We start from the raw sequence: 21,502 nt of genomic DNA, 5'->3' as shown, positions 1-21,502 counted from the left end.
CCAGGATGCCGACATGACCCTATTACACAACAACGCTCACGCCTTGCCCGGTGCCTGCGTATGAAGCGCATGAACATCACCGTCGGGTCCAGGACCACGGTGGGCGGCGTGGTGGTGTCGGGCTGGGAACTGATGACAATCAACGATCAGATTCTGGCCCGCGAAGGTGACAGCATCGAGTGCCCGGTGTGCGGCAGCACAGGCGTTATCGTACTGTGCGGTCCGCGCCATGATGAATCACTGGGAGGGCGGCAAGCCGCGCTGGAAGGGGATTTGTGCCAGTGCCTGTGCCGTCCTGCGCCGCGCTTGATCCCTGATCAATACATCAGAGGCCAAGTGCTGGGAGATACCAGAGGGCCTCAGCAGAGTTACATGGAGTATTTGGCTCAGTGGCCCGAATCGCCGGCACCTAAAAAAACAGCGCCCGCCAGTGCTGAACCCGAGCTGGAAGAAGAGGACGAAGAAGAGGAACTGGAGTCCGGCATCACCTTGCATGTGGGTCTGTTCTTCGATGGCACCGGTAATAACCAGGGCAACAGTGAAGCGGCGAAAGGGTGCCTGGCCATTAGCTTGGGTATGGCTGAACAGGAAGGCGCGGATATACGTCAGCATTGCGCGAGCTTTGGCTTTGACGGTAAAGGAAACTCGCCGGATAACAGCTATAGCAACGATGTCACCAATGTGGCGCGGCTTTATGAGCTGTATCCGGATCATGCGGATACGCAATTGCTGCAGGAAGCGGAAGAGGCTTTTTTAAAGGTCTATCTCGAAGGTATCGGTACAGTCACCGGTCAGGCTGACTCGCTCTATAGCCAGGGCAGCGGTCAAGGCAGCTCAGGGGTTGTGGCGAGAGTTGAGCAAGCACCTGCCCTGATTTTGGAGCAGATTCGAAGTCTGCAAGACAACAATCCCGGCCTGACCATTTGGCGAATCGTCATTGATTTGTTTGGCTTCAGTCGCGGTGCCGCTGCCGCACGGCATTGCGCCAATGACCTGCTAAAGGGGCCGAAAAGCCTTATCGCCCAATCGATCCCTCCGGGAACGAAGGGCTTGTCTGATGGCTTTAGATGGCGCCACCGAACAGATTTCAACCTCAACTTTATCGGCCTGTTTGATACGGTGCCTGGGGTGGTTGCGCCCTTAAGCGGCGACTTTAGCCCGCATAACGCCAGTAACCCTGGCCTCAACCTGCACCTTGCTCCGGGCATTGCGCGTTATGTGGTGCAATTTGTGGCGCGCCACGAATATCGTCATAACTTCTCACTGGTTCGTACCGACAATGACATCGAGCTGCCCGGCGTACACTCCGATATTGGTGGCGGTTATTTGCCTTTGGCCACCGAAAAAGTGCTGCTGAGCAGACCCCAGAGCAGTCAGGTGCCTGTCGACATGCCAGAAACCTCCACGGTCGCTTATGACCGAGCCCGTCAGCTCATGGGGGTTATGCTGCCGGATCTTGAGCCCTATCTGCAGCGCTGGAGTGTCGACACATGGGCGGTGGTTCTGCCTTATAACAAACGCCGTGACATGTTTGCCGAGAAACGCGTGTATGCCGCCCTTCGCAGTGAGCGGCAAGTGCATGGTCAGTTGTCACTGATTTACTTGCGGGCCATGCGCGAGCTGGGAATACGAAACGGGGTTCCATTTGATGTTGTTCCAGACACTTCTGCGTTTGCCTTACCGGCAGACCTGCACACTATCGCTGTAAAGCTTCAGGCGTACGCCGTTGGCGACAGTTTTCCCGGACTGACACATGAAGAGGTGGCTTTACTACAGCGCAAATACGTCCACTTATCGGGCAATTGGAATGCCGCCTGGGGCAAGCACAACAGCGACATTGAGGTGCTGTTTATCAATCGGCCGGCTGCGGGCGGTAAACGTGCGGTACATCCCAATGAGTAAATTAAAACTATTGGTCGTATGCGGTGTACTTGGGTTGATGGTGGGCTGTGTCAAGGGCAACAACGGGTTGCCCTATGAGGGTTGGCGTCTTGGGCTGTTTGCCCCCAACTACATGCAAGTATGGATCGAAACCGCAGACGCGGTGGATGTGCGGGATCGTGTATTCAAGCGAGCTATGAGCGGAGGTGCCTCTATCCAGACCCCAAAAAACCTCAAGGGCAACCCACGCGGGTGGCCCAGCTACCCTGGTTGGGGCGCAGGTAAGTATGTTTATGGCGCTGCGGTACCGCGCTTGATCTATGTGCGCTGGCAATCACTGGTGGAGCCGCAAACTTACGAGGCTTATATAGTGATCCCTGAGGCCATTCAGCAGGCCATGGTCAAATCGGAGAAAGCCTTTTGTGAGTTCGATACCAAATGGATCACCGGTTACCGTAAAGGCGTGACCGTAGGGCTGGCTCCCGGCGGTATTGCCAAGGTGTGGATTACTGGCCCTTGCGTCAGCCCAATCGAAGTGGCCAGGGTTCAGGGAGAAGTCGTTAAAGAGGGGCCTGATGGCGGTCGATCTGGTGGCAATTATGCCTTGCCCTTAAAACCAGAAACAAAAGCCTACATCGAAAAATACGGGGTGCCGTATGGCTCTTGGTAAAGGGCCGCCGCACACGTGCGGAGCATCCCAATGACTACATTCAAGCTGCTATGGGTGTGCGTTGTGTTTGGGGTGATGGTGGGCTGTGCCAAGGGCAGTAATGGGTTGCCCTATGATGCATGGCGCTTAGGGCTTGGAGCCCCCGATTACATGGAAGTATGGATCGAAACCGCAGATGCAGTTGATGTGCGGGACCGTGAATTCAGGCGTGCCATGAGCGGAATAGCCGCTATCAATACACCTAAAAACCTCAAAGGTAATCCTCGTGGCTGGCCCGGCTACCCCGGTTGGGGCGCAGGTAAGTATATTTATGGCGCTGCGGTACCGCGCTTGATCTATGTGCGCTGGCAGTCGTTGGTGGAGCCGCAAACCTACGAGGCTTATATCGTGATCCCCACAGCCATTCAGCAGGCCATGGTCAGGCCTGAAAAAGCTTTTTGTGCCGCCGATGCCAAATGGATCACCGGTTACCGTAAAGGCGTGACGGTAGGGTTGGCTCCCGGCGGTATTGCCAAAGTGTGGATTTCAGGCCCTTGTGTCAGCCCAATCGAAGTGGCCAGGGTTCAGGGCGAAGTCGTTAAGGAAGGGCCTTCTGGCGGCCAGACTAATGGCAAATATGCCTTGCCGTTAGAACCAGAAACAAAAGCCTACATCGAAAAATACGGGGTGCCTTATGGCTCTTGGTAAAGAGCCACCGAGGCGATAACGCGGTATTCAGCAGCGGATGACTCACTACGCGCCACTGACCATGGCTTTAGCGTGTTAGTGCGCGACAGGGTTTGTGTCAGCTTTCAAGCCCGCCTTCCAGGGTGTGTATTCAATTCGGTGCACCAGGCTGGTCAAACCCGTGGCCTTGAAGCCCGGCATGGCGCTCATGTCGGTCTGTTTGCAGCGGGCGATCAGTGCGCGGAGTAAAACATCGTCCTGCTTGAACTCGGCCCGGCGCAGTACATGAGGGGCAAGGCTGGCCGCGCACTCCTGTACATGGCCACTGTTGTCGGTCATGACGATCAAGGTTGCAACACCGATGCTGTCGACAGGCAGCGGTGCGAACAGTTGCTGGTACAGAAAATCGTCTTGCGTCTTGGCTTGCACGGCCTCGTCGCGTTTGAGGCGTTGCTCGTCGCTCATCCCGGTCAGTGGGCCAACCGCTATCGGCGCAACCACTGTTGCCGTGCGCTTCTTTGGGTTGATTAATGACGATGGCAACTCGGGGAGTACGGCCGTCCAGCAGATTGGCAGCAGGTCTTTGGCCAGTTTTGCGTTGTAAGGGTAGAGTTTCGGGTCGAATTTGCGGTTGATCTGGGTGTCGCAACCGATCACCCGATTATGTTCATCCAGGGTGATTTTCAGATTAAAACTGCCAGTGCGGCCCTCGGTATTGGCCAGATTGCCTGCAGGGCGCAGCACCCTGGTCATCAGCACTTCGTACAGTGCGCGTTGCCGGGCCTGTTCATTTTCCTGCGTGGGAGTGAGCGTAGTCGCGCTGGTATCCGTGGCAGTGGACTGGCAGCCCGCCAGCAGCAGGCCAGCAAGCGTGAGGGGGAATGCGCGTTTGAACATGACGATCCTTGTGCGAGAGACAGGCCCGGTCGAGTGTTTGTCGACGTTTAGCGGGCCGCAGTCTATCTCAGTCAGGATGCTTCATGCACATGAGATCTATTCGTATTTGTTGGGGCGTGGCGCCATCGTCGTTTGAGGTCGAACGCGGGCCTGCAAGCCGGAGGCGCCTGAGCGCCTCCGGTTAATCGCAATGGATCAGAACAACCATTGAGCGCCGATGGAGTAGCCGGTCTGGCTGCCTTCATCGTTGCCCAGGCGGCCATTGATCTCGGCATACAGCCCCAGTTGCGGGGTGATGGCGAGTTGGCTGCCGAGCTGGGCACGGCCATAGCTCTTGTCGACGCTGCCCAGGTGCGCGCCGCGTGCCTGGCCGTCGGCGCGGCTGGTGAGGAGGATGTCATCCAGACGCCCGTCACCCATTTCCTTGACCCAGGCGATGTCGCCGTAAGGTTGCAGACTCATACCGGCTGGCAGGTCGAACGTGCCGCGGGCACGCCAACCGAGGCTGGCTTGCACAGAGTCGAAACTCTGCTCTTCGTAGCTCAGGGCGGTGCGCAGGTCTTGTTTCTCATGGAACGAGTCGATGCGGTAGTGGTTGTAATCCAGGCCTGCGAACGGGCCGCTTTTGAGCGCGCCGAAATCAAAGTCATAGCCGCCGATCACGCGGGCACCCAGGCTGAGTGCGTCCGTCTTGCCGGTCAGTTTCTGGCTCAGCAGCACAGGGCCGCCGTTGGCCTGAATCACCAGATTACGTTTGCTGTCGAACTGGGTAGTGCCAGCGCTCAAGTCTCCGGCCAGCCAGAGTGGGCCGCCATCGTTGAGCAAGGCGTAGACCGCTGCCTGCCAGCTTTCGCTGTCGAGTTTGCCGCCGCGTTCCAGTTTGTCTCGCCCGTTCAGGTAGCTCAGGCTGGCGCCTACGCTCAGGCTGGAAGTCAGTTGGTAGTCGCCCAGCGCATGCAAGCCAAGACGGCGACCTTCGTTGAACGGGCCGCTGTCTGCGCTATATTCGCCATCGATACCGATTTCGCCATCAAAACTGCCGACGTCGCGGCTGGCCGCTTGCAACGTCAACCAGCGGCGATCCAGCAGATTGACCTGGGCCTGATGCTGGCGTTGCAGGTTGTCTTGCTGAGCGCGTGCGACCGCGCCGCCCGAAGCGGTGGAAGCCATCAAGTCAGCGTTGGTCAACTCCAGCACCAGTCGGCTGAGCAGTCGCGAATAGTCGCGCAGGCGCTGGTCGATGCGTTCCTGGCCGAAGGCGTTGGTGAGCACGGCTTCGTTATCTTTCTTCGGGTCATGCCAGGTCGAACCGCCAGGAATGGCCGGGTTATCGGTCTGGGTGTAGCCATCCTGATCCCCCAGTTCCCAGTTGGTGGCTTCGACGTAGAGCACCGGGATATTCAGCTTTTCAAACGATTCGCCATCACTGCAGCAACCGGTGCCAGCCGGGTAGGCGGCATCGAGGCCAGGGTTGCTGAACAGGTTGATGTTGAGCTCTTTGGCGAGCTTGAACGCGTGCTCACGCAATGAGGCCAGGCCCGGATTGCTGACGCTGTTTTTACCCGAGTGGGCGTACATCATGTCGCCGGTAATCAGGCTGTCGAGGTTGATCATGGCCAGCATGTTCTCGCGCTGGCTGGCGCTCAAGCTGTTGACGAAGGCTTTGGAGCCTTGCAGGCCTTCTTCTTCCGCACCAAAACCAATCACTTGCAGGCCGTATTCGAGCGGTACGCCGTTGAGGTTACGAGCGATTTCGGTGAGCACGCTGGCGCCAGAACCGTTGTCATCCAGACCTTGCAGGGTCGGGCGGCCAAAGTACGTGTCGAAATGCGCACCGACCACCACGTATTGCGGCTTGCTACCCGCCGCGTAGGCCACCACGTTTTGCGAGCTGCGGCTGTTACCGGCCCCCCAGGAAAAATCCTGGCGGCTGATGCTGTAAGCATCGCCCATCTGGCTTTGCATCCAGTCGGCGGCACCGGCAAAGTTGGCCGTGCCCCGGTAGCGGCCGGGGTAGTCGTTAATCAGCTTATCGAGGGTAGTTGCAGCATGTTCGCCGTAGTTATAGGCATGGCCTTGGGTTGACAGCAGGGCGCCGGCAACGCTGACAGCGAGTGCGAGGGGTTTGATCACAACGTCTTCCTTGGAGTTATTAGAGGTTTAGCGATTTATCCTGTTGCAGGATGTGCGCCCTCTATTGGGCGTGTACGGCAGATTGACGCACTGTATTAATCCTTTGTCGCTCCTATATAAACGGGCGCACTTTTTTGCGCCCGAACACGATCATCCCGATCAGGGCGTGACTCAAAATCGGGCAGGATTATGCGGCAGTGATGCGAAAAGTAGCACTGTGCTATCGACTGTTCAGCTCATAAACGTCTGTAGGAGCGAGCTTGTCTCGCGATCTTTTGATCTTTAAAAGATCGCGAGACAAGCTCGCTCCTACAGCAGGATGCAGCCTATGGCATCAATGCAGTATCTGGCTCAAAAACAGCCGGGTTCGTTCATTTTGCGGGTTATCGAAGAAGGCATCAGGCGCTGCCTGCTCGACGATTTCACCTTTGTCCATGAAGATCACCCGGTCGGCCACGGTGCGGGCAAAGCCCATTTCATGGGTCACACAGAGCATGGTCATGCCGTCTTCGGCCAGGCCGATCATGGTGTCCAGAACCTCTTTGACCATTTCCGGGTCCAGTGCTGACGTCGGCTCATCGAACAGCATGATGGTCGGCTTCATGCACAAGGCGCGGGCGATGGCCACGCGCTGTTGTTGACCGCCGGACAACTGGCCGGGGTACTTGTGGGCCTGCTCCGGAATACGCACGCGCTCCAGATAATGCATGGCGATTTCTTCGGCTTGGCGCTTGGGCATCTTGCGTACCCACATCGGCGCCAGCGTGCAGTTTTGCAAAATGGTCAGGTGCGGGAAGAGGTTGAAGTGCTGGAACACCATGCCCACTTCACGGCGAATGGCCTCGATCTGTTTGAGATCGTTGGTCAACTCCACGCCATCGACCACGATGCGCCCTTGCTGGTGCTCTTCAAGGCGATTAAGGCAGCGGATGGTAGTAGATTTGCCCGAGCCCGACGGGCCGCACAGCACGATTCGCTCGCCTTGGTTGACGTTCAGGTTGATGTCTTTCAACACGTGAAACTGGGCGTACCACTTGTTGACGTCCTGCATCTGGATAATCCCGGCAGGGCTGACAGGGTGTTTGTTTGCTTGATTCATTGCAGAACTCCTAACGTTTATGACCGGTGTCGAGCTTGCGTTCCAAATGCATGGAGTAGCGCGACATGGCAAAACAGAACATCCAGAACACCAGGGCGGCAAACACATAGCCTTCAGTGGCCATGCCCAACCATTTAGGGTCGGCGGCGGCTTGTTTGACGCTGTTGAGCAGGTCAAACAGACCGATGATGATGACCAGGCTGGTGTCCTTGAACAGCGCAATAAAGGTGTTCACGATGCCCGGAATCACCAGCTTCAAGGCTTGCGGCAAAATCACCAGGCCCATGCTGCGCCAGTAACCCAGGCCCATCGCTGCGGCTGCTTCGTACTGGCCTTTGGGGATGGCTTGCAGACCGCCGCGCACCACTTCAGCCACGTAGGCTGACTGGAACAGAATCACGCCGATCAACGCCCTTAGCAGCTTGTCGAAGTTCATGCCTTCGGGCAGGAACAGCGGCAGCATCACTGACGACATAAACAGCACCGTGATCAATGGCACGCCGCGCCAGAACTCGATGAAGGTCACGCACACCACGCGAATCGCCGGCATGTTCGAACGGCGCCCCAACGCGAGCACGATGCCTAAGGGCAACGCGCCTGCAATGCCTACGGTGGCGATCACCAGTGTCAGCATCAGGCCGCCCCATTGGCTGGTCGTCACGCTGGTCAGGCCCCAATAGCCGCCATGCAGCAGGGTGAAGGCCAAAACCGGGTAAACCACCAGAAAGCCCAGCCCGTAAATGGCCTTGTGCGTGAAGCGAGAGATAAACAACGGCGCCGCGCCGATGACGGCCAGCCACACGGTCAGGTCAACGCGCCAGCGCAGGTCAGCGGGGTAGTAGCCATACATGAACTGCCCGAAGCGCTGCTGAATGAACACCCAGCACGCGCCTGACCCGGTGCAGTCGGCGCGGGTGCTGCCTGTCCAGTTCGCGTCAAGGATGGCCCACTGCACCAGCGGCGGCACTGTCAGGTACAGCAGGTAGAACGCCAGCAACGTCAGCAGGGTGTTGAAAGCACCGCTGAACAAGTGGGTGCGCATCCATGCGATGGGGCCGAACACTTTGTTCGGGGGCGGCAGGTCGGGCTTGAAATGATGAGTCGTCATGGCCGTCTCCTTAGCGTTCGATCAGCGCAATGCGCTTGTTGTAAACGTTCATCAGCAAAGAAATGCTGATGCTGATTGCCAGGTACACGCTCATGGTGATCGCAATGACTTCAATGGCCTGACCGGTCTGGTTGAGCACCGTTCCGGCAAATAACGAGACCATTTCCGGGTAGCCGATCCCGGCCGCCAATGACGAGTTTTTTGCCAGGTTGAGGTATTGGCTGGTCAGCGGCGGAATGATCACCCGCAGGGCTTGCGGGATGATGACCTTGCGCAGCGTCGGCCCCGGGCGCAGGCCCAGGGAGCGTGCGGCTTCGGTCTGGCCATGGCTGACGGAGGTGATGCCTGAGCGCACGATCTCGGCGATAAACGCTGCGGTGTACACCGTCAGGGCCAGGGTAAGCGCCAGCAGTTCTGGTATCAGCACCCAGCCACCGACAAAGTTAAAACCCTTGAGCTCGGGCATTTCCCACTGCAGCGGCGCGCCAAAAATCAGCGCGCATGCCCCGGGAATTACCAGCAGCAAGCCCAGCCCGGCCCAGAACTTATGAAACGGTTGGCCGGTGGCTTCAAAGTGTTGGTTGGCCCGGCGCACCATCAAGCCGACAGCAATGAGGGCAAGCAGCACGCTGCATGCAAAGGGCCAAAAGCCGTCAGCGGCCAGCGCCGCGGGCATGTTCAGACCCCGGCTGCTGACAAAGAAGGTGTCATTGAAGTGATGGCTATTGCGCGGCCCCGGCATGCTCAGGAACACCGCGAAGTACCAGAACAGGATTTGCAGCAGCGGCGGAATGTTACGGAACACTTCCACATACACCGTCGCCAGCTTGTTGATCATCCAGTTGGGGGACAAACGCGCCACGCCGATGATGAAACCGAGGAGGGTGGCCAGAACCACGCCAATTACCGTCACCAGCAGGGTGTTGAGCAAGCCGATGACAAAGACTCTGGCGTAGCTGTCCGATTCTTTGTAATCGATTAAATGCTGCGCGATACCGAAACCGGCACTGCGCTCAAGAAACTCGAAACCCGAGGTGATCCCTCGGTGTTGCAGGTTGGTCTGGGTGTTATTGAACAGGTACCAGCCCAGTGAAACGACCGCCACAATCGTAATGATCTGAAACAGCCACTCACGCACTTTGGGATCGCTGAAGCGCAGCTTCTGCTTGGGTGCGTCGATTAGGTTTTGCATGTAATGCCCCGGAAAAAACCAACAGAACATCGCCCGGCGATCAACCGCCGGGCGACAACGCATTCAACGATCAGCGCACAGGCGGTGCGTATTGAATGCCGCCGTTGTTCCACAGTGCGTTCAGCCCGCGGTCGATTTGCAGAGGGCTGCCTTTGCCCAGGTTTCGCTCAAAGACTTCGCCGTAGTTGCCGACTTGTTTGACGATTTGCACCACCCAGTCCTTGCGCAGCTTCAGGTCTTTGCCGTATTCGCCGTCGGCACCCAGCAGGCGGGCCACGTCGGGGTTCTTGCTGGTTTTGGCTTGAGCTTCCACGTTCTTCGACGTAATGCCCGCTTCTTCAGCGTTGAGCATGGCGTAGCCCACCCAGCGCACGATGGCCAGCCAGTCGTCGTCACCGTTGCGCACGATAGGGCCCAGCGGTTCTTTGGAAATGGTTTCTGGCAGGACAACGTAATCCTCAGGGTGGGCCAGTTTGCTGCGCTGTGCGTAGAGTTGGGACTTGTCGGAACTCAGTACGTCACAGCGGCCGGACTCCAGCGACTTGGCGCTTTCATCGGAGGTGTCGAAGGTGATCGGGCTGTACTTCAGCTTATTGGCGCGAAAGTAGTCGGACACGTTCAACTCGGTGGTGGTCCCGGCGAGGATGCACAGGGTTGCTCCGTCCAGCTCCTTGGCACTTTTTACACCGAGCTTTTTGTTGACCAAAAAACCAACGCCGTCGTAGTAGGCGATAAACCCGGGGAATTTCATGCCCATTCCTGCATCGCGGGAGCTGGTCATGGTGGTGTTGCGCGACAAGATGTCGATTTCGCCCGATTGCAGGGCAGTGAAACGCTCCTTGGCATTCAACTGGCTGAATTTAACCTTGCTGGCGTCACCAAACACGGCGGCAGCCACCGCGCGGCAGACGTCAGCGTCGATCCCCAGGATCTTGCCGTGGGCATCCGGTACCGAGAAGCCCGGTAAACCATCGGAGACACCGCATTGGATAAACCCTTTCTTCTGAATGGCGTCCAGTGTGGCGCCCGCCGAGGCGCCACTGGCAAGACCCATCAGGGACGTGGCGGCGAGTGTGAGCCCAGCAAGTTTCAATCTATTCATTCCAATGCCTCAAGTGATGTTTCATTGTTGTTATCGGATGCTTGAGTGTCTTCGCGTTCAAATAAGTGTTGAGCGAAGTAAGTGCCAGCCTCATTAAATGTGCGGCACTAAGTCAATGAAGGTTTAAATGGGCTAGCCAAGAGCGTTTTTTATAAACAGCCTTTAATAGTGTTTTTTATTCACAGGTACGCCAGAGAGCGTCAGTGCCCTTGCTTGAATAAGTTCTTGAACCAAAGAGGCCCACACTAAACCTTGTGTTGTGCCTCCGGCATAAGTTGCCCCGGCGGCAACACGATTAAATGCACACCAATGCACAATCGACAGGCCATCTTGAGTACCGGGCCGTGTGCATTCAATGATCTGTAAGTTGTCACTTTCGATCGCCTTGGCATAGGCGTTTGGGAAGTGCCGGGCAACAGCGGCCAGGCAGGCGGCGAGTATCTGTTGTTTATCCGCCGGGCTTGCATCGGGTGGTACCTGGCCGCCGGAGACAAGAATGTGGTCTGCGTCCAGGCGGCAATTCATGACGCCGATTGGCAACGCGTAGTGCAACTTGACCCCGCGCAGATCGGCGCCTTCGTTGCCGATAGCGATCAATTTGAAAAACCAGCCAGTGATCGGTAAGACGTCTGGTTGCTCAACGCCCATGGCGGTGATGACGAAGTGCTCTCTGCTCAGTTCGGTAATTTGCCCCCGACTCAGACGCTGGGGCCGGAACTGAACCCCGGCGCGCTGTAAAAGCGTCACCAACTCGGCCATCACCTCGACAAACGCCAGGTCGTAGCCCGATACCTCAATGGCGCGACTGATCCCGGGGATTGCATATCTGGCCTCAAATTGCTGCTGGCTGATCTCCACAAGGTCACCGCCCGGCCTGCCACTCGGCCAGGGGGAGTGTTCAATTGCGCGTTGCTCGCCAATCGCAGCGTCTACGCCTTCGTCGCCCTCCCGATAGGCCCGCACAATCCCCGCCTTGGCGAAGGGGCGCAGTGACGGGTTGTCGGCCAGGAGCTTTTCAAACAGCTCGATGCCTGCGCGATTGCACGCAATGGCCAAGTGTTGATTGGCGGGGAGCAGGTAGTCGTTATGCAGCGGCTTTGCCGCCGTCTCTGTTGCAGACAGATGGCGCATATTGACGTTCTTGTGACTGGCGCCATCGCTCTCCTGATCCCCGCCGTAGACCGTGACCTGATAATTCGCCAGGCGGCACATCACCGCCTGGAGCAGGCCATTGATGCCTCTGCCAATAATCGACACGCTGGGCGCACCGGCCTGTACCGGCTTGGTCGGGATCATCAGTGAGCGGGCACATTGGCGCCTGACAAGGCCGCGCAAGGCGGTGAGGCTCAGTTGCACGCAGACGGCATAGTCAAGGTCGCGATGGCAGGCTTCGGTGGTTGCCGCCTGCGTCGTCAGCGTCGCCGGCTGGCACCACGTTGAGGTGCTACAACCGAGCGCCAGGGTGCGCAGACGAAAGGCATCCAGTGTTGCGGGCCCGTAGTCGACGATCAACTGGATGCCTTGAGCCTTTGCCAGAGCCTGCAACGCCGCATCGCTGAACACCTCCGGTTTGGCGACACAGACCACGCGGGCCTGGGGGTTCAGGCTCTCAATGAGGGCGCGGTCAATGCGCTGTGTGGAGTCCTCATTCAGCGACAAACAGATCGCGACGGCGTTCGCCCCTTGCAGTGCTTCAAGCCAGTCAGCGACAAATGAGACCCGGTTGACCGGTGTTGGCGTTTGGCCTGGGCGCACTAACACCGTGATCCGGATGTCCGGGTTTTGCTCAAGCAACAGGTTAACCAGGGCTTTGCCGACATTGCCGTAGCCGAGCACGCAAACAGCCTGTGCTGTGCCGCCATCGGCCAGTGTCAGCCAGTGGGCGATATAGGCCGCTACATGCGGCGCGTTGACCCCCGGCGTATTGATCACCCGGACATGGTTGGGCGCACACAGGTCCAGTCGCACTTTATCCAGGCTCGAGCCTCTGCGAATCAGCACAAGATCGCCGAATGGGTGGCACGTTCGCCACAGGTCAATGACCTCGGCATCAATGCTTTGATCCCCGACAACGAGGGTTGACGGGCGCAGCAGTGCGATCTGTATCAGCAGTGTTTGTTTGGTTAATGTCGGGGGCAGAAAAATGACATTACTGGGCGCATCGGCTTTCCAGCCACTGGACACTGGTGCGATATGTAATATGTTTTCGGTAGTGGCAATCAGTGATGCAGCAACTGGCGGAACGCAAGAGAGCCTCATGGCGTTATCTCCAACACTTCTGTCCTGTTAATGCCTCACGCAGAGGCACTTAATAAAGTTGGCGTTGCAACAGTAAGCATGGGGTTTATATGAGGGGTGTTGAATACAGGGATTAACGTCAACGGACGTCGAGTGGACTATAACTAGCGTTCAAGGAAAGTTGGGCCGATAACAATATCTTGAACGTGATCATGATTAAGTCCCCTGTGATTTAAAAATGCGTCATCTAATTACCTCGGCAAAACTAGCAGTAACTAGCATCAAGGTCTGTAGGACGCTTCCTAAATTTCAGGATTACTTGATGTGGGTGTCGACTGCGACACCCACATGATCTCTATGGACGCCAGCCCAATTGGCTGGAGATTTGTTGCGAGGCTTCCATCAGTTGTTTGACGTAGTCCTGTTTCAGTTCTTCGCGAAAGCGAAAGCACGGAAAGGACACGCTCATGCCGCCGATCACATGGCCAAAGCGGTCCCTGATCGGCGCCGCCAGGCAGCGCATGTTGTCTTCGAATTCCTCATGGTCTTCGCCATAGCCTTGCTCACGCACCAACGCCAGTTCGTGCAGGTACTCATCAATGCTGGTGAGGGTATTGGCGGTTCGACGCTCAAAACTTTCTTCGCGCAGGTGCGCGAGCAACTCGTCTTCTTCCAGCCAGGCCATCAGCACTTTGCCAATCCCGGTGCAGTACAACGGGGCGCGGCGGCCGATGCGTGAGTACATGCGCAGGTTGTACTTGGAGTCGATCTTGTGCACGTAAACGATGCTGCCCTCGTCGAGGATGCCCAAGTGCACGGTCTCGCCGGTCAGCTCATTGATGCGCCGCATGCCCGGTTCGGCTTCGCGCACGATGTCCAGGTGGGGCAGGGCCTGGGCGCCCAGTTCGAACAGGCGAACGCTGAGGCGGTAGCGGTCTTCGGCATCCTGGACCACATAGCCACGGGCTTTGAGCGACTGCAAAAAGCGGTAAACCGTGCTTTTTGACATGTCCAGCTTTTGCGCGATTTCTGACACGCCGCTTTCTTCAGGGTGTTCGGCCAGGGTTTCAAGCACAGCCATGGTCCGCCCTACGGCCGACACCAGTTCATTGTTTTGGGTGGTGCTGTTGTCCATGGAGGCTCCAACACAATTAAAAAAAACAAGGATATACCCTGGCGAATCGAAACGCTGTTCCATTTTGCTTGACGGTGCTGGAATTAAGATTAGAATCGGCCACAAGCTAAAAAATGAAACGCCGTTTCGAAAACAATAATAGCGCTGCACAAGACCCTCTCTTACGGGTCTGCGTTGACGCAAAACACAAGGCGCGCAGTGATGACAGTAATGCTCGGGCATTGCCCACAGGCCGAACGATCCCGCCCCCTCAAGGTGGCGTTGATTGGCGAGTGCATGATTGAGATGCGCGGTGAGCCGGGGGCGACGTTCAGCCAGACATTTGGCGGCGACACGCTGAATGCAGCGGTCTACCTGGCCCGTGTCAGCCAGGGCAGCGCGATGGGTGTCGACTACATAACGGCTGTCGGTGCAGATGCTTTCAGCGTTGCCATGCGCCAGATGTGGCGCGATGAAGGCGTGGGTGACCAGCACGTTCGGGTGATCCCCGATGCGCTGCCGGGGTTGTACTTTATTCAGACCGACGACCAGGGCGAACGCCGTTTTGCCTACTGGCGTGGCGAAGCCGCCGCCCGCCGGGTGTTCGACGGGCCGCAAGCCGATGCCCTGCTCAGTGCGTTGGCCGATTATGACTATGTGTATGTCAGCGGCATCAGCCTGGCGATCCTCACGCCCGGTGGCCGCGAACGCTTGATGCAAGCCCTGAGCCTGGCCCGAGCGGCCGGTACGCGCATCGTCTTCGACAACAATTACCGCCCCCATTTATGGCCCGACGTACACGCTGCACGCCAGGCGTACAGCGACATGTTGCGCCTGACGGACCTGGCCCTGATCACCTGGGAAGACGACGCCGCGCTGTTCGGTTATGCCGATCACACAGAACTGTTTCGCGCCTATCAAGCCTTCGGCGTGGGCGAAGTCGCGCTTAAACGTGGCGCGGCCTCGTGTTTGATTCAGTGCGCGGCGGGGCACGTTGAAGTGCCCGCCGAACACGTACAGCACATCGTTGACACCACCGCGGCGGGCGACTCGTTTAGCGCGGCGTACCTTGCTTGCCGTTTGCAAGGTGGCGAACCCGCACTGGCGGCGCGCTGGGGCCATCTGCTGGCCGCGCAAGTGGTGCAACACCCCGGGGCGCTGATCCCGCGCGCGGCCATGCCGACACTGAGCATGCCCGCATTGTCTTCTGTGGCTGAGGCTTGAGCGTATGAAAATTGTTGAAGCGCGGGTGATTGTCACTTGCCCTGGGCGCAACCTGATCACCCTGAAAATTGTCACCGACTCCGGCCTGTATGGCATCGGCGACGCGACCTTGAACGGCCGCGAAATGGCCGTGGTGGCATACCTTGAAGAGCACGTTTTGCCTGCCTTGATCGGCCGCGATGCGCAGCGTATCGAAGACATCTGGCAGTACCTGTATCGCGGGGCCTACTGGCGCCGTGGCCCGGTGACCATGACCGCGATTGCCGCCGTTGACGTGGCGTTGTGGGACATCAAGGCCAAGGCCGCCAACATGCCGTTGTACCAGTTGCTGGGTGGCAAGAGCCGCGAGCGGGTCATGGTGTATGGGCATGCCACGGGCAAGGACATCGAGGGCTGCCTGGCCGAGGTCGCCCGCCATGTTGAGCTGGGCTACAAAGCCGTGCGCGTGCAGTGCGGGATTCCGGGTATTGCCACCACGTATGGCGTGGCCAAGCGCAGCGGCGAACGCTATGAACCGGCCGACAGCGACCTGCCCGCCGAGCATGTGTGGGACACCGCCAAATACCTCAATCATGTGCCCAAACTGTTCGCCGCCGTGCGCGAGCGTTTTGGCGATGACCTGCACATTCTGCATGACGTCCATCATCGGTTGACACCCATTGAAGCCGGGCGTCTGGGCAAGGCCGTCGAGCCGTTCAACCTGTTCTGGCTTGAGGACTGCACCCCGGCCGAGAACCAGGAGGCCTTCCGCCTGATCCGTCAGCACACCACCACACCGTTGGCGGTGGGCGAGGTGTTTAACTCGATTCACGACTGCCGCGAGCTGATTCAAGAGCAGTTGATCGACTACATCCGCGCCACGCTGGTGCATGCAGGCGGCATCAGCCATGTGCGGCGGATCGCTGATTTTGCCGCGCTGTACCAGGTGCGCACCGGGTTCCACGGCGCCACTGATTTGTCGCCGGTCACCATGGGCGCGGCGCTGCATTTCGACACGTGGGTGCCCAACTTTGGCATCCAGGAACACATGCCCCACGACCCGTTGACCGAGGCCGTGTTCCCCCACGCCTACCGCTTTGAAGATGGCCATTTCACCCCCGGCGACACCCCGGGCCATGGCGTGGATATCGACGAAACACTGGCCGCCCAATACCCCTACAAACGCGCCAGCCTGCCGGTCAACCGCCTCGAAGACGGCACGCTCTGGCACTGGTAACACACCGTTTAAAGCTTTTTGCGCGACTGTTTAATAACTATAAAAAATTGGGCGTCATGCCTTGGCAGGAGTTATCCGATGAAAGCGTTTCAAGTGAGAGCACCTTTTGAATTCGGCCTGGCTCAGGTTGAAGTCCCGCAGGTCGCCCGTAATGAAGTGAAGGTCGATGTGGCCTACGCCGGTATCTGCGGTTCGGATCTGCACATCATTCACGGGCAGAACGCCTTTGTGCGCTTTCCCCGCGTCACCGGCCATGAGTTTTCGGGCGTGGTGCGCGAAGTGGGCGAAGGCGTAGAGCACATCAAGGTCGGTGACCGCGTGTGCATCGATCCGGTGATCAGTTGCGGCACTTGCTACCCGTGCCGCATCAATCGGCCCAACGTGTGCACCCAGTTGCAAGTGATCGGCGTGCACCGAGACGGCGGTTTCAGCGAGCAAGTCAGCGTGCCAGCGAGCAATGTCCATCGCCTGCCGGATTCGATGTCCCTCAGCCACGCCGCCCTGGTCGAACCTTATTCCATTGCCCTCAACGTGCTGGACCGCATGCAGCCGCACCCCGGCGACAGCCTGCTGATTTACGGCGCTGGAGTGATCGGCCTGACCCTGGTGCAAATGGCCCGCGCATTGGGGCTGACCGACATTACCGTGACCGACGTCATTGATGAGCGCCTTGAAACTGCGCGCTCGCTGGGCGCTACCCGAACCCTTAATGGCAAGGACGTCGACGTTGAAGCGACCATGCGTGAACTGACCGAGGGCCAGGGCGTGCCGCTGATTGTCGATGCCGCCTGCATCCCGGCATTGATGCCGCAAATGGTGCGCCTGGCCTCGCCGGCGGGGCGGATTGGCCTGCTGGGTTTCAACGCCACGCCCACTGACCTGGTGCAGCTGGAAATGATCAAAAAAGAACTCACCCTGGTGGGTTCGCGCCTCAACAACCGCAAGTTCCCACGGGTGATCGAACTGATCGCCAGCGGCAAGTTGCAGGTTCAGGAAATGATCAGCCACCGCGTCGGCTTTGATGACATGCCCGAGGCGATCGCCCTGATCGAAAACCACCCCGAGCAGACTCGCAAAGTGCTGGTGCAGCTCAACACCGCTCATTCCTGAACACCTTAGCTCCATGTGCCCGCTGCTGGGCACCCTCACCGAATAAACATAAAAAGCGGGAGGTTCCAATGTTTGGTCAAGGTCGTACGTTAATCATCATCATGCTGTTCCTGGCAGGCGTCATTAACTACCTGGATCGCTCGGCATTGTCCGTGGCTGCCCCATTCATCCAAAAAGACTACGGTCTGACCACGGGTGAAATGGGCATGATTTTCAGTAGTTTTTTTGTCGGCTATGCCGCCTTCAACTTTATCGGCGGCTGGGCGGCCGACCGCTATGGCGCCAAAACCACGCTGCTGCTGGCGATGGTGCTGTGGTCGCTTTTCAGTGGTTTGACCGTGCTCACGGTCGGCTTCATGTCGCTGGTGTTTATCCGCATTCTGTTCGGCATGGGCGAAGGCCCGCTGAGCGTGACCACCAGCAAAATGGTCAACAACTGGTACACGCCCAAGCAACGGGCGCGGGCGTTGGGTTCCTCCATGTCGGGCACCCCGTTGGGGGGCGCGATTTCCGGGCCGGTGGTGGGTTTTATTGCCATCAGCTACGGCTGGAAGGTCTCGTTCATCATCATTATGTTGATCGGCCTGGTGTGGGCTGCGGTCTGGTACAAGTTCGTCAAGGACAAACCTACCGGCAAGGTTGCGCAAGAGATTGCCGAAGGTGAAGGCCAGAGCGACATGGCGGCGCTGCCGGTGCATCCGCTGCGCTACTACCTCAAGCAACCGACGGTGCTGTTCACCTCGCTGGCGTTCTTCTCGTACAACTACACGCTGTTTTTCTTCCTGACCTGGTTCCCCAGCTACCTGACGATGGCCCACGGCCTCAACGTTAAAGAGATGAGCATCGCCACGGTCATTCCCTGGGTGCTGGGCTTCCTCGGGCTGGCGCTGGGCGGGTTTATCTCCGACTTCGTGTTCAAAAAGACCGGGCGCATGATGTTCTCGCGCAAAGTGGTGCTGGTCACGTGCCTGCTGGCCTGTGCGGTGTGCATCGGTTTCGCCGGTATCGTCAAAACCCTGTACCCGGCGGTCGCGCTGGTGGCGTTGGCGGTGTTCTTTCTGTACCTCACCGGCGCCATTTACTGGGCGATCATCCAGGACACCGTGCCCGCCGCACGGGTGGGCGGGGTCAGTGGCTTCATGCATTTTCTGGCCAACACCTCGGGCATCATCGGCCCGACCCTGACCGGCTTTCTGGTGCAGTTCACTGGCTCGTTCACCAGTGCCTTCTTGCTGGCGGGGCTGCTGACCATTATCGGTGCGGTGTGTGTGGCGCGTTATGTCCGCCCGCTACCCGTCACCGACGCTGCCGCGCCGCCAACGGACACGGTTGTGCCGCGCCCAGCGCTGTCGCAGCCCTGAGCCCCGAGGAGAGTCGCGATGCCTGTTGTTCAGCGTGTGCCTTCGGTCGCGGCCGAGGCCGAAGTCGGGATTGTGCATTTGGGCCTGGGAGCGTTTCACCGCGCTCATCAGGCGGTGTATGTGCAGCGTCATCTCAATCGCCACGGTCACAGCGACTGGGGCGTGTGCAGTGCCAACCTGCGCTCCAACCGGGCGCTGGTTGAGCAATTGCGCGAACAGCGCAACCGCTATGCGGTGGCGGAGTACCAGGACCGCGAACAGGTGACCCTGCGCGACATCACGGTGGTGCGTGAGGCGCTGTTTGTCGGGGATGGCGGGCAGGAACTGGAACAACTGTTGCAGCGCATGGCCGACCCGAACACCCGGATCGTCACGCTCACCGTGACCGAAAAAGGCTATTACCTGAGCCCGGCCAGCGGCCAGTTGCAGGTGCAAGACCCGGCGATCATTCACGACCTTGAACACCCGCAAACGCCGCGCACTGCGCCGGGGATTGTGCTCGAAGCCCTGCGCCGACGGTACGAGGCGGGCGTCCCGGCCTTCACCGTGTTGTGTTGCGACAACATGCCCGACAACGGCCAGCGCACCCGCCAGGCCGTGAGCGGTCTGGCGGCTGCACACAACCGTGAGCTGGCGCAGTGGATTGGACAGCAGGTGGCGTTTCCGGGTTGCATGGTCGATCGCATCGTGCCCGCCATGGACGCCCAGGCCTTCACCCGGCTGGCCCAAGAGCTCGATTGCCATGACCCGGCGGCCGTGGTGTGTGAGCGCTTTAGTCAGTGGGTGATCGAGGACCACTTCCCCCAGGGGCGCCCGGACTGGGAGGTCGAGGGCGTACAGATGGTGGCCGATGTACGGCCTTTCGAAACCATGAAGCTGCGCATGCTCAATGGTAGCCATTCGTTGATGGCTTACATCGGGCTGCTGGCGGGGCATGAATCGGTGTTCGAGGCCATCAGTGACCCGGATCTGCTGCGCTTTATCCGCCGCTACATGAATGAAGAAGCGGAGCCGACTCTGGACATGCCCATCGGCATTGATGTGTCGGGTTATGCCCGCGATTTGTGCGCACGCTTTGCCAACGACAGCCTGCAACACCGCCTGCGGCAGATCGCCATGGACGGTTCGCAAAAACTGCCGCAACGCTGGTTGCAAGGCGCCTGGCAGTTGCTCGATGCAGGGCAGCCCATCGACTGCATCGCCCTCGGCGTCGCGGCCTGGATTCACTACTGCACGCAGCCTGTGGCGGGCGGCGTGATGCACAGTGTTGACGACCCGTTGAGCGCCACGTTCGCCGATCTGGCCGGGCGTTTTGACGGCGCGGCGCGGGTCGATGCTTTTCTCGATCTGGAGCAAGTCTTCCCGGTCGAGCTGTCTTCGCGAGGCGCTTTTCGCGAGGCCGTACAGCGGGCTTACAACGCCCTGGAACACACCGGTATGCCTAACCATTTAAAAACTTTTGCAGCACACAACGAATAACAAGGGAGACACACATGGAACAGACATGGCGTTGGTTCGGCCCCAAAGACCCTATCTCACTGGCCGATGTGCGACAGACCGGTGCGACCGGCATTGTCACCGCCCTGCATGAAATTCCTAACGGCCAAGTGTGGCCGGTGGAAGCCATTGCAGCGCGTAAAAAAATGATCGAAGACGCCGGTTTAACCTGGTCGGTGGTCGAGAGCATTCCGGTGCACGAAGACATCAAGCGCGGTTGCGGGCGCCGTGACGAATACATCGCCAACTACCAGCAAAGCGTGCGCAACCTGGCGGCCTGCGGCATCGATATCGTCTGCTACAACTTTATGCCGGTATTGGACTGGACCCGCACAGACCTTGCCTGGGAACTGGAAGACGGCGGTTGGGCGCTGCGTTTTGATCAGACCGCCTTTGCCGCTTTCGACCTGTTCATTCTTCAGCGTCCGGACGCGCAGGCCGAGTACAGCGCCGACGATATTCAACAGGCCAAAGCCTACTTCGACGCGCTGACACCGGCGCGCAGCGAGGCCTTGGTCAACACCCTGATCGCCGGGCTGCCGGGGGCAGAAGAGCACTACACGCTGGACAGTTTTCGAGCGTTGCTGCGCACCTATGACGACATCGATGAAGCCAAACTGCGCGAGCATTTGGGGCACTTCTTGCGGGCAGTGATCCCGGTGGCTGAAGAAGTGGGCGTGCGCATGGCCATCCACCCGGACGATCCACCGCGGGCGCTGCTCGGCTTGCCGCGCATTCTCTCGACGGCCCAGGACGCGCAATGGTTGCTCGACGCGGCGCCAAGCCCGGCCAATGGGTTGACCTTCTGCACCGGCTCTTATGGTGTGCGCGAAGACAACGACCTGGTGGCGATGGCCAAGCAATTTGCGCCGTTCATTTACTTCACCCACCTGCGCTCAACCCGCCGCGAGGCTGACCCGCGCAGCTTCCACGAAGCCCACCATTTGGGCGGCGACGTCGACATGGTTGGCGTGATTGGCGCGCTGGTTGAAGA

At 58.8% G+C, this 21,502-nt stretch carries 17 protein-coding genes; 9 read left to right on the top strand and 8 right to left on the bottom strand.

The window, feature by feature from the left end; all coding sequences use genetic code 11:
• Positions 1-60: 60 nt before the first annotated feature.
• From GHO41_RS00750 to GHO41_RS00740, 3 genes are read left to right on the top strand one after another with little or no spacing between them, the layout of a single operon-like run.
• Complete coding sequence (locus GHO41_RS00750; RefSeq protein WP_153432637.1) at positions 61-1,902, top strand: phospholipase effector Tle1 domain-containing protein; 1,842 nt, start codon at positions 61-63, stop codon at positions 1,900-1,902.
• The gene (locus GHO41_RS00745) at positions 1,895-2,551 is read left to right on the top strand and encodes a DUF2931 family protein (RefSeq protein ID WP_153432636.1); all 657 of its coding nucleotides are present in this window, start codon (positions 1,895-1,897) and stop codon (positions 2,549-2,551) included. Before GHO41_RS00750 ends, GHO41_RS00745 begins: the two co-directional genes overlap by 8 nt.
• 30 nt (positions 2,552-2,581) lie before the next feature.
• Complete coding sequence (locus GHO41_RS00740; RefSeq protein ID WP_153432634.1) at positions 2,582-3,238, top strand: DUF2931 family protein; 657 nt, start codon at positions 2,582-2,584, stop codon at positions 3,236-3,238.
• 75 nt (positions 3,239-3,313) lie between these two features.
• On the opposite strand, the gene GHO41_RS00735 is transcribed toward GHO41_RS00740, so the two are convergent.
• The 8 genes from GHO41_RS00735 to kdgR form a co-directional block, all read right to left on the bottom strand.
• Positions 3,314-4,114, bottom strand: a complete 801-nt coding sequence (locus GHO41_RS00735) for a hypothetical protein (protein ID WP_153432633.1) — start codon at positions 4,112-4,114, stop codon at positions 3,314-3,316.
• A gap of 195 nt (positions 4,115-4,309) precedes the next feature.
• Positions 4,310-6,247, bottom strand: coding sequence for an autotransporter domain-containing protein (locus GHO41_RS00730; protein ID WP_371928788.1), 1,938 nt, complete (start codon positions 6,245-6,247; stop codon positions 4,310-4,312).
• 334 nt (positions 6,248-6,581) lie between these two features.
• Positions 6,582-7,346 (bottom strand): amino acid ABC transporter ATP-binding protein, encoded by a 765-nt coding sequence (locus tag GHO41_RS00725; RefSeq protein ID WP_153432631.1) that lies wholly within the window; start codon positions 7,344-7,346, stop codon positions 6,582-6,584.
• Positions 7,347-7,356: 10 nt separating this feature from the next.
• Complete coding sequence (locus tag GHO41_RS00720; RefSeq protein ID WP_153432629.1) at positions 7,357-8,454, bottom strand: amino acid ABC transporter permease; 1,098 nt, start codon at positions 8,452-8,454, stop codon at positions 7,357-7,359.
• 10 nt (positions 8,455-8,464) lie between these two features.
• Entirely contained in the window at positions 8,465-9,646 is a 1,182-nt protein-coding gene (locus tag GHO41_RS00715; RefSeq protein WP_153389561.1) for an amino acid ABC transporter permease, read from the bottom strand.
• A gap of 70 nt (positions 9,647-9,716) precedes the next feature.
• Positions 9,717-10,700 carry an amino acid ABC transporter substrate-binding protein gene (locus GHO41_RS00710; protein WP_228392755.1) on the bottom strand — a complete coding sequence of 328 codons (984 nt, stop codon included), beginning with the start codon at positions 10,698-10,700 and terminating at the stop codon, positions 9,717-9,719.
• 210 nt (positions 10,701-10,910) lie between these two features.
• A complete protein-coding gene (locus GHO41_RS00705) occupies positions 10,911-13,007 on the bottom strand; it encodes an FAD-dependent oxidoreductase (RefSeq protein ID WP_153432627.1) in 2,097 nt (698 codons plus the stop codon).
• Between the two features lie 334 nt (positions 13,008-13,341).
• Positions 13,342-14,121, bottom strand: a complete 780-nt coding sequence (gene kdgR / locus GHO41_RS00700; protein WP_048367132.1) for a DNA-binding transcriptional regulator KdgR — start codon at positions 14,119-14,121, stop codon at positions 13,342-13,344.
• 201 nt (positions 14,122-14,322) lie between these two features.
• Here kdgR and GHO41_RS00695 point away from each other — a divergent pair, with 201 nt between their 5' ends.
• The 6 genes from GHO41_RS00695 to uxuA all read left to right on the top strand — a co-directional run.
• Positions 14,323-15,324: a sugar kinase gene (locus tag GHO41_RS00695; protein ID WP_153432625.1), complete on the top strand. Its 1,002-nt coding sequence runs from the start codon at positions 14,323-14,325 to the stop codon at positions 15,322-15,324.
• Between the two features lie 4 nt (positions 15,325-15,328).
• Positions 15,329-16,540 (top strand): D-mannonate dehydratase ManD, encoded by a 1,212-nt coding sequence (gene manD, locus GHO41_RS00690; RefSeq protein WP_048367130.1) that lies wholly within the window; start codon positions 15,329-15,331, stop codon positions 16,538-16,540.
• A gap of 78 nt (positions 16,541-16,618) precedes the next feature.
• The gene (locus tag GHO41_RS00685; RefSeq protein ID WP_153432623.1) at positions 16,619-17,650 is read left to right on the top strand and encodes a Zn-dependent oxidoreductase; all 1,032 of its coding nucleotides are present in this window, start codon (positions 16,619-16,621) and stop codon (positions 17,648-17,650) included.
• Positions 17,651-17,718: 68 nt separating this feature from the next.
• Entirely contained in the window at positions 17,719-19,011 is a 1,293-nt protein-coding gene (locus GHO41_RS00680) for an MFS transporter (protein ID WP_048390173.1), read from the top strand.
• A gap of 18 nt (positions 19,012-19,029) precedes the next feature.
• The gene (locus GHO41_RS00675; protein ID WP_153432621.1) at positions 19,030-20,490 is read left to right on the top strand and encodes a mannitol dehydrogenase family protein; all 1,461 of its coding nucleotides are present in this window, start codon (positions 19,030-19,032) and stop codon (positions 20,488-20,490) included.
• Between the two features lie 14 nt (positions 20,491-20,504).
• A partial coding sequence (uxuA, locus tag GHO41_RS00670; protein ID WP_153432619.1) for a mannonate dehydratase occupies positions 20,505-21,502 on the top strand: 998 nt, incomplete at its 3' end.

The sequence above is a fragment of the Pseudomonas sp. FSL R10-0399 genome (assembly GCF_009600165.1).
Classification (GTDB): domain Bacteria; phylum Pseudomonadota; class Gammaproteobacteria; order Pseudomonadales; family Pseudomonadaceae; genus Aquipseudomonas; species Aquipseudomonas helleri.
This window is presented reverse-complemented; position numbering and strand designations above follow the sequence as displayed.

What these genes read in the sequence shown, in the direction of transcription:
- GHO41_RS00735 (WP_153432633.1), bottom strand. Translation starts at nt 4,114, where the DNA reads ATGTTCAAACGCGCATTCCCCCTCACGCTTGCTGGCCTGCTGCTGGCG.
- GHO41_RS00695 (WP_153432625.1), top strand. Translation starts at nt 14,323, where the DNA reads ATGACAGTAATGCTCGGGCATTGCCCACAGGCCGAACGATCCCGCCCC.
- GHO41_RS00675 (WP_153432621.1), top strand. Translation starts at nt 19,030, where the DNA reads ATGCCTGTTGTTCAGCGTGTGCCTTCGGTCGCGGCCGAGGCCGAAGTC.
- GHO41_RS00750 (WP_153432637.1), top strand. Translation starts at nt 61, where the DNA reads ATGAAGCGCATGAACATCACCGTCGGGTCCAGGACCACGGTGGGCGGC.
- GHO41_RS00685 (WP_153432623.1), top strand. Translation starts at nt 16,619, where the DNA reads ATGAAAGCGTTTCAAGTGAGAGCACCTTTTGAATTCGGCCTGGCTCAG.
- manD (WP_048367130.1), top strand. Translation starts at nt 15,329, where the DNA reads ATGAAAATTGTTGAAGCGCGGGTGATTGTCACTTGCCCTGGGCGCAAC.
- kdgR (WP_048367132.1), bottom strand. Translation starts at nt 14,121, where the DNA reads ATGGACAACAGCACCACCCAAAACAATGAACTGGTGTCGGCCGTAGGG.
- GHO41_RS00725 (WP_153432631.1), bottom strand. Translation starts at nt 7,346, where the DNA reads ATGAATCAAGCAAACAAACACCCTGTCAGCCCTGCCGGGATTATCCAG.
- GHO41_RS00705 (WP_153432627.1), bottom strand. Translation starts at nt 13,007, where the DNA reads ATGAGGCTCTCTTGCGTTCCGCCAGTTGCTGCATCACTGATTGCCACT.
- GHO41_RS00710 (WP_228392755.1), bottom strand. Translation starts at nt 10,700, where the DNA reads ATGGGTCTTGCCAGTGGCGCCTCGGCGGGCGCCACACTGGACGCCATT.
- GHO41_RS00680 (WP_048390173.1), top strand. Translation starts at nt 17,719, where the DNA reads ATGTTTGGTCAAGGTCGTACGTTAATCATCATCATGCTGTTCCTGGCA.
- GHO41_RS00715 (WP_153389561.1), bottom strand. Translation starts at nt 9,646, where the DNA reads ATGCAAAACCTAATCGACGCACCCAAGCAGAAGCTGCGCTTCAGCGAT.
- GHO41_RS00720 (WP_153432629.1), bottom strand. Translation starts at nt 8,454, where the DNA reads ATGACGACTCATCATTTCAAGCCCGACCTGCCGCCCCCGAACAAAGTG.
- GHO41_RS00740 (WP_153432634.1), top strand. Translation starts at nt 2,582, where the DNA reads ATGACTACATTCAAGCTGCTATGGGTGTGCGTTGTGTTTGGGGTGATG.
- GHO41_RS00745 (WP_153432636.1), top strand. Translation starts at nt 1,895, where the DNA reads ATGAGTAAATTAAAACTATTGGTCGTATGCGGTGTACTTGGGTTGATG.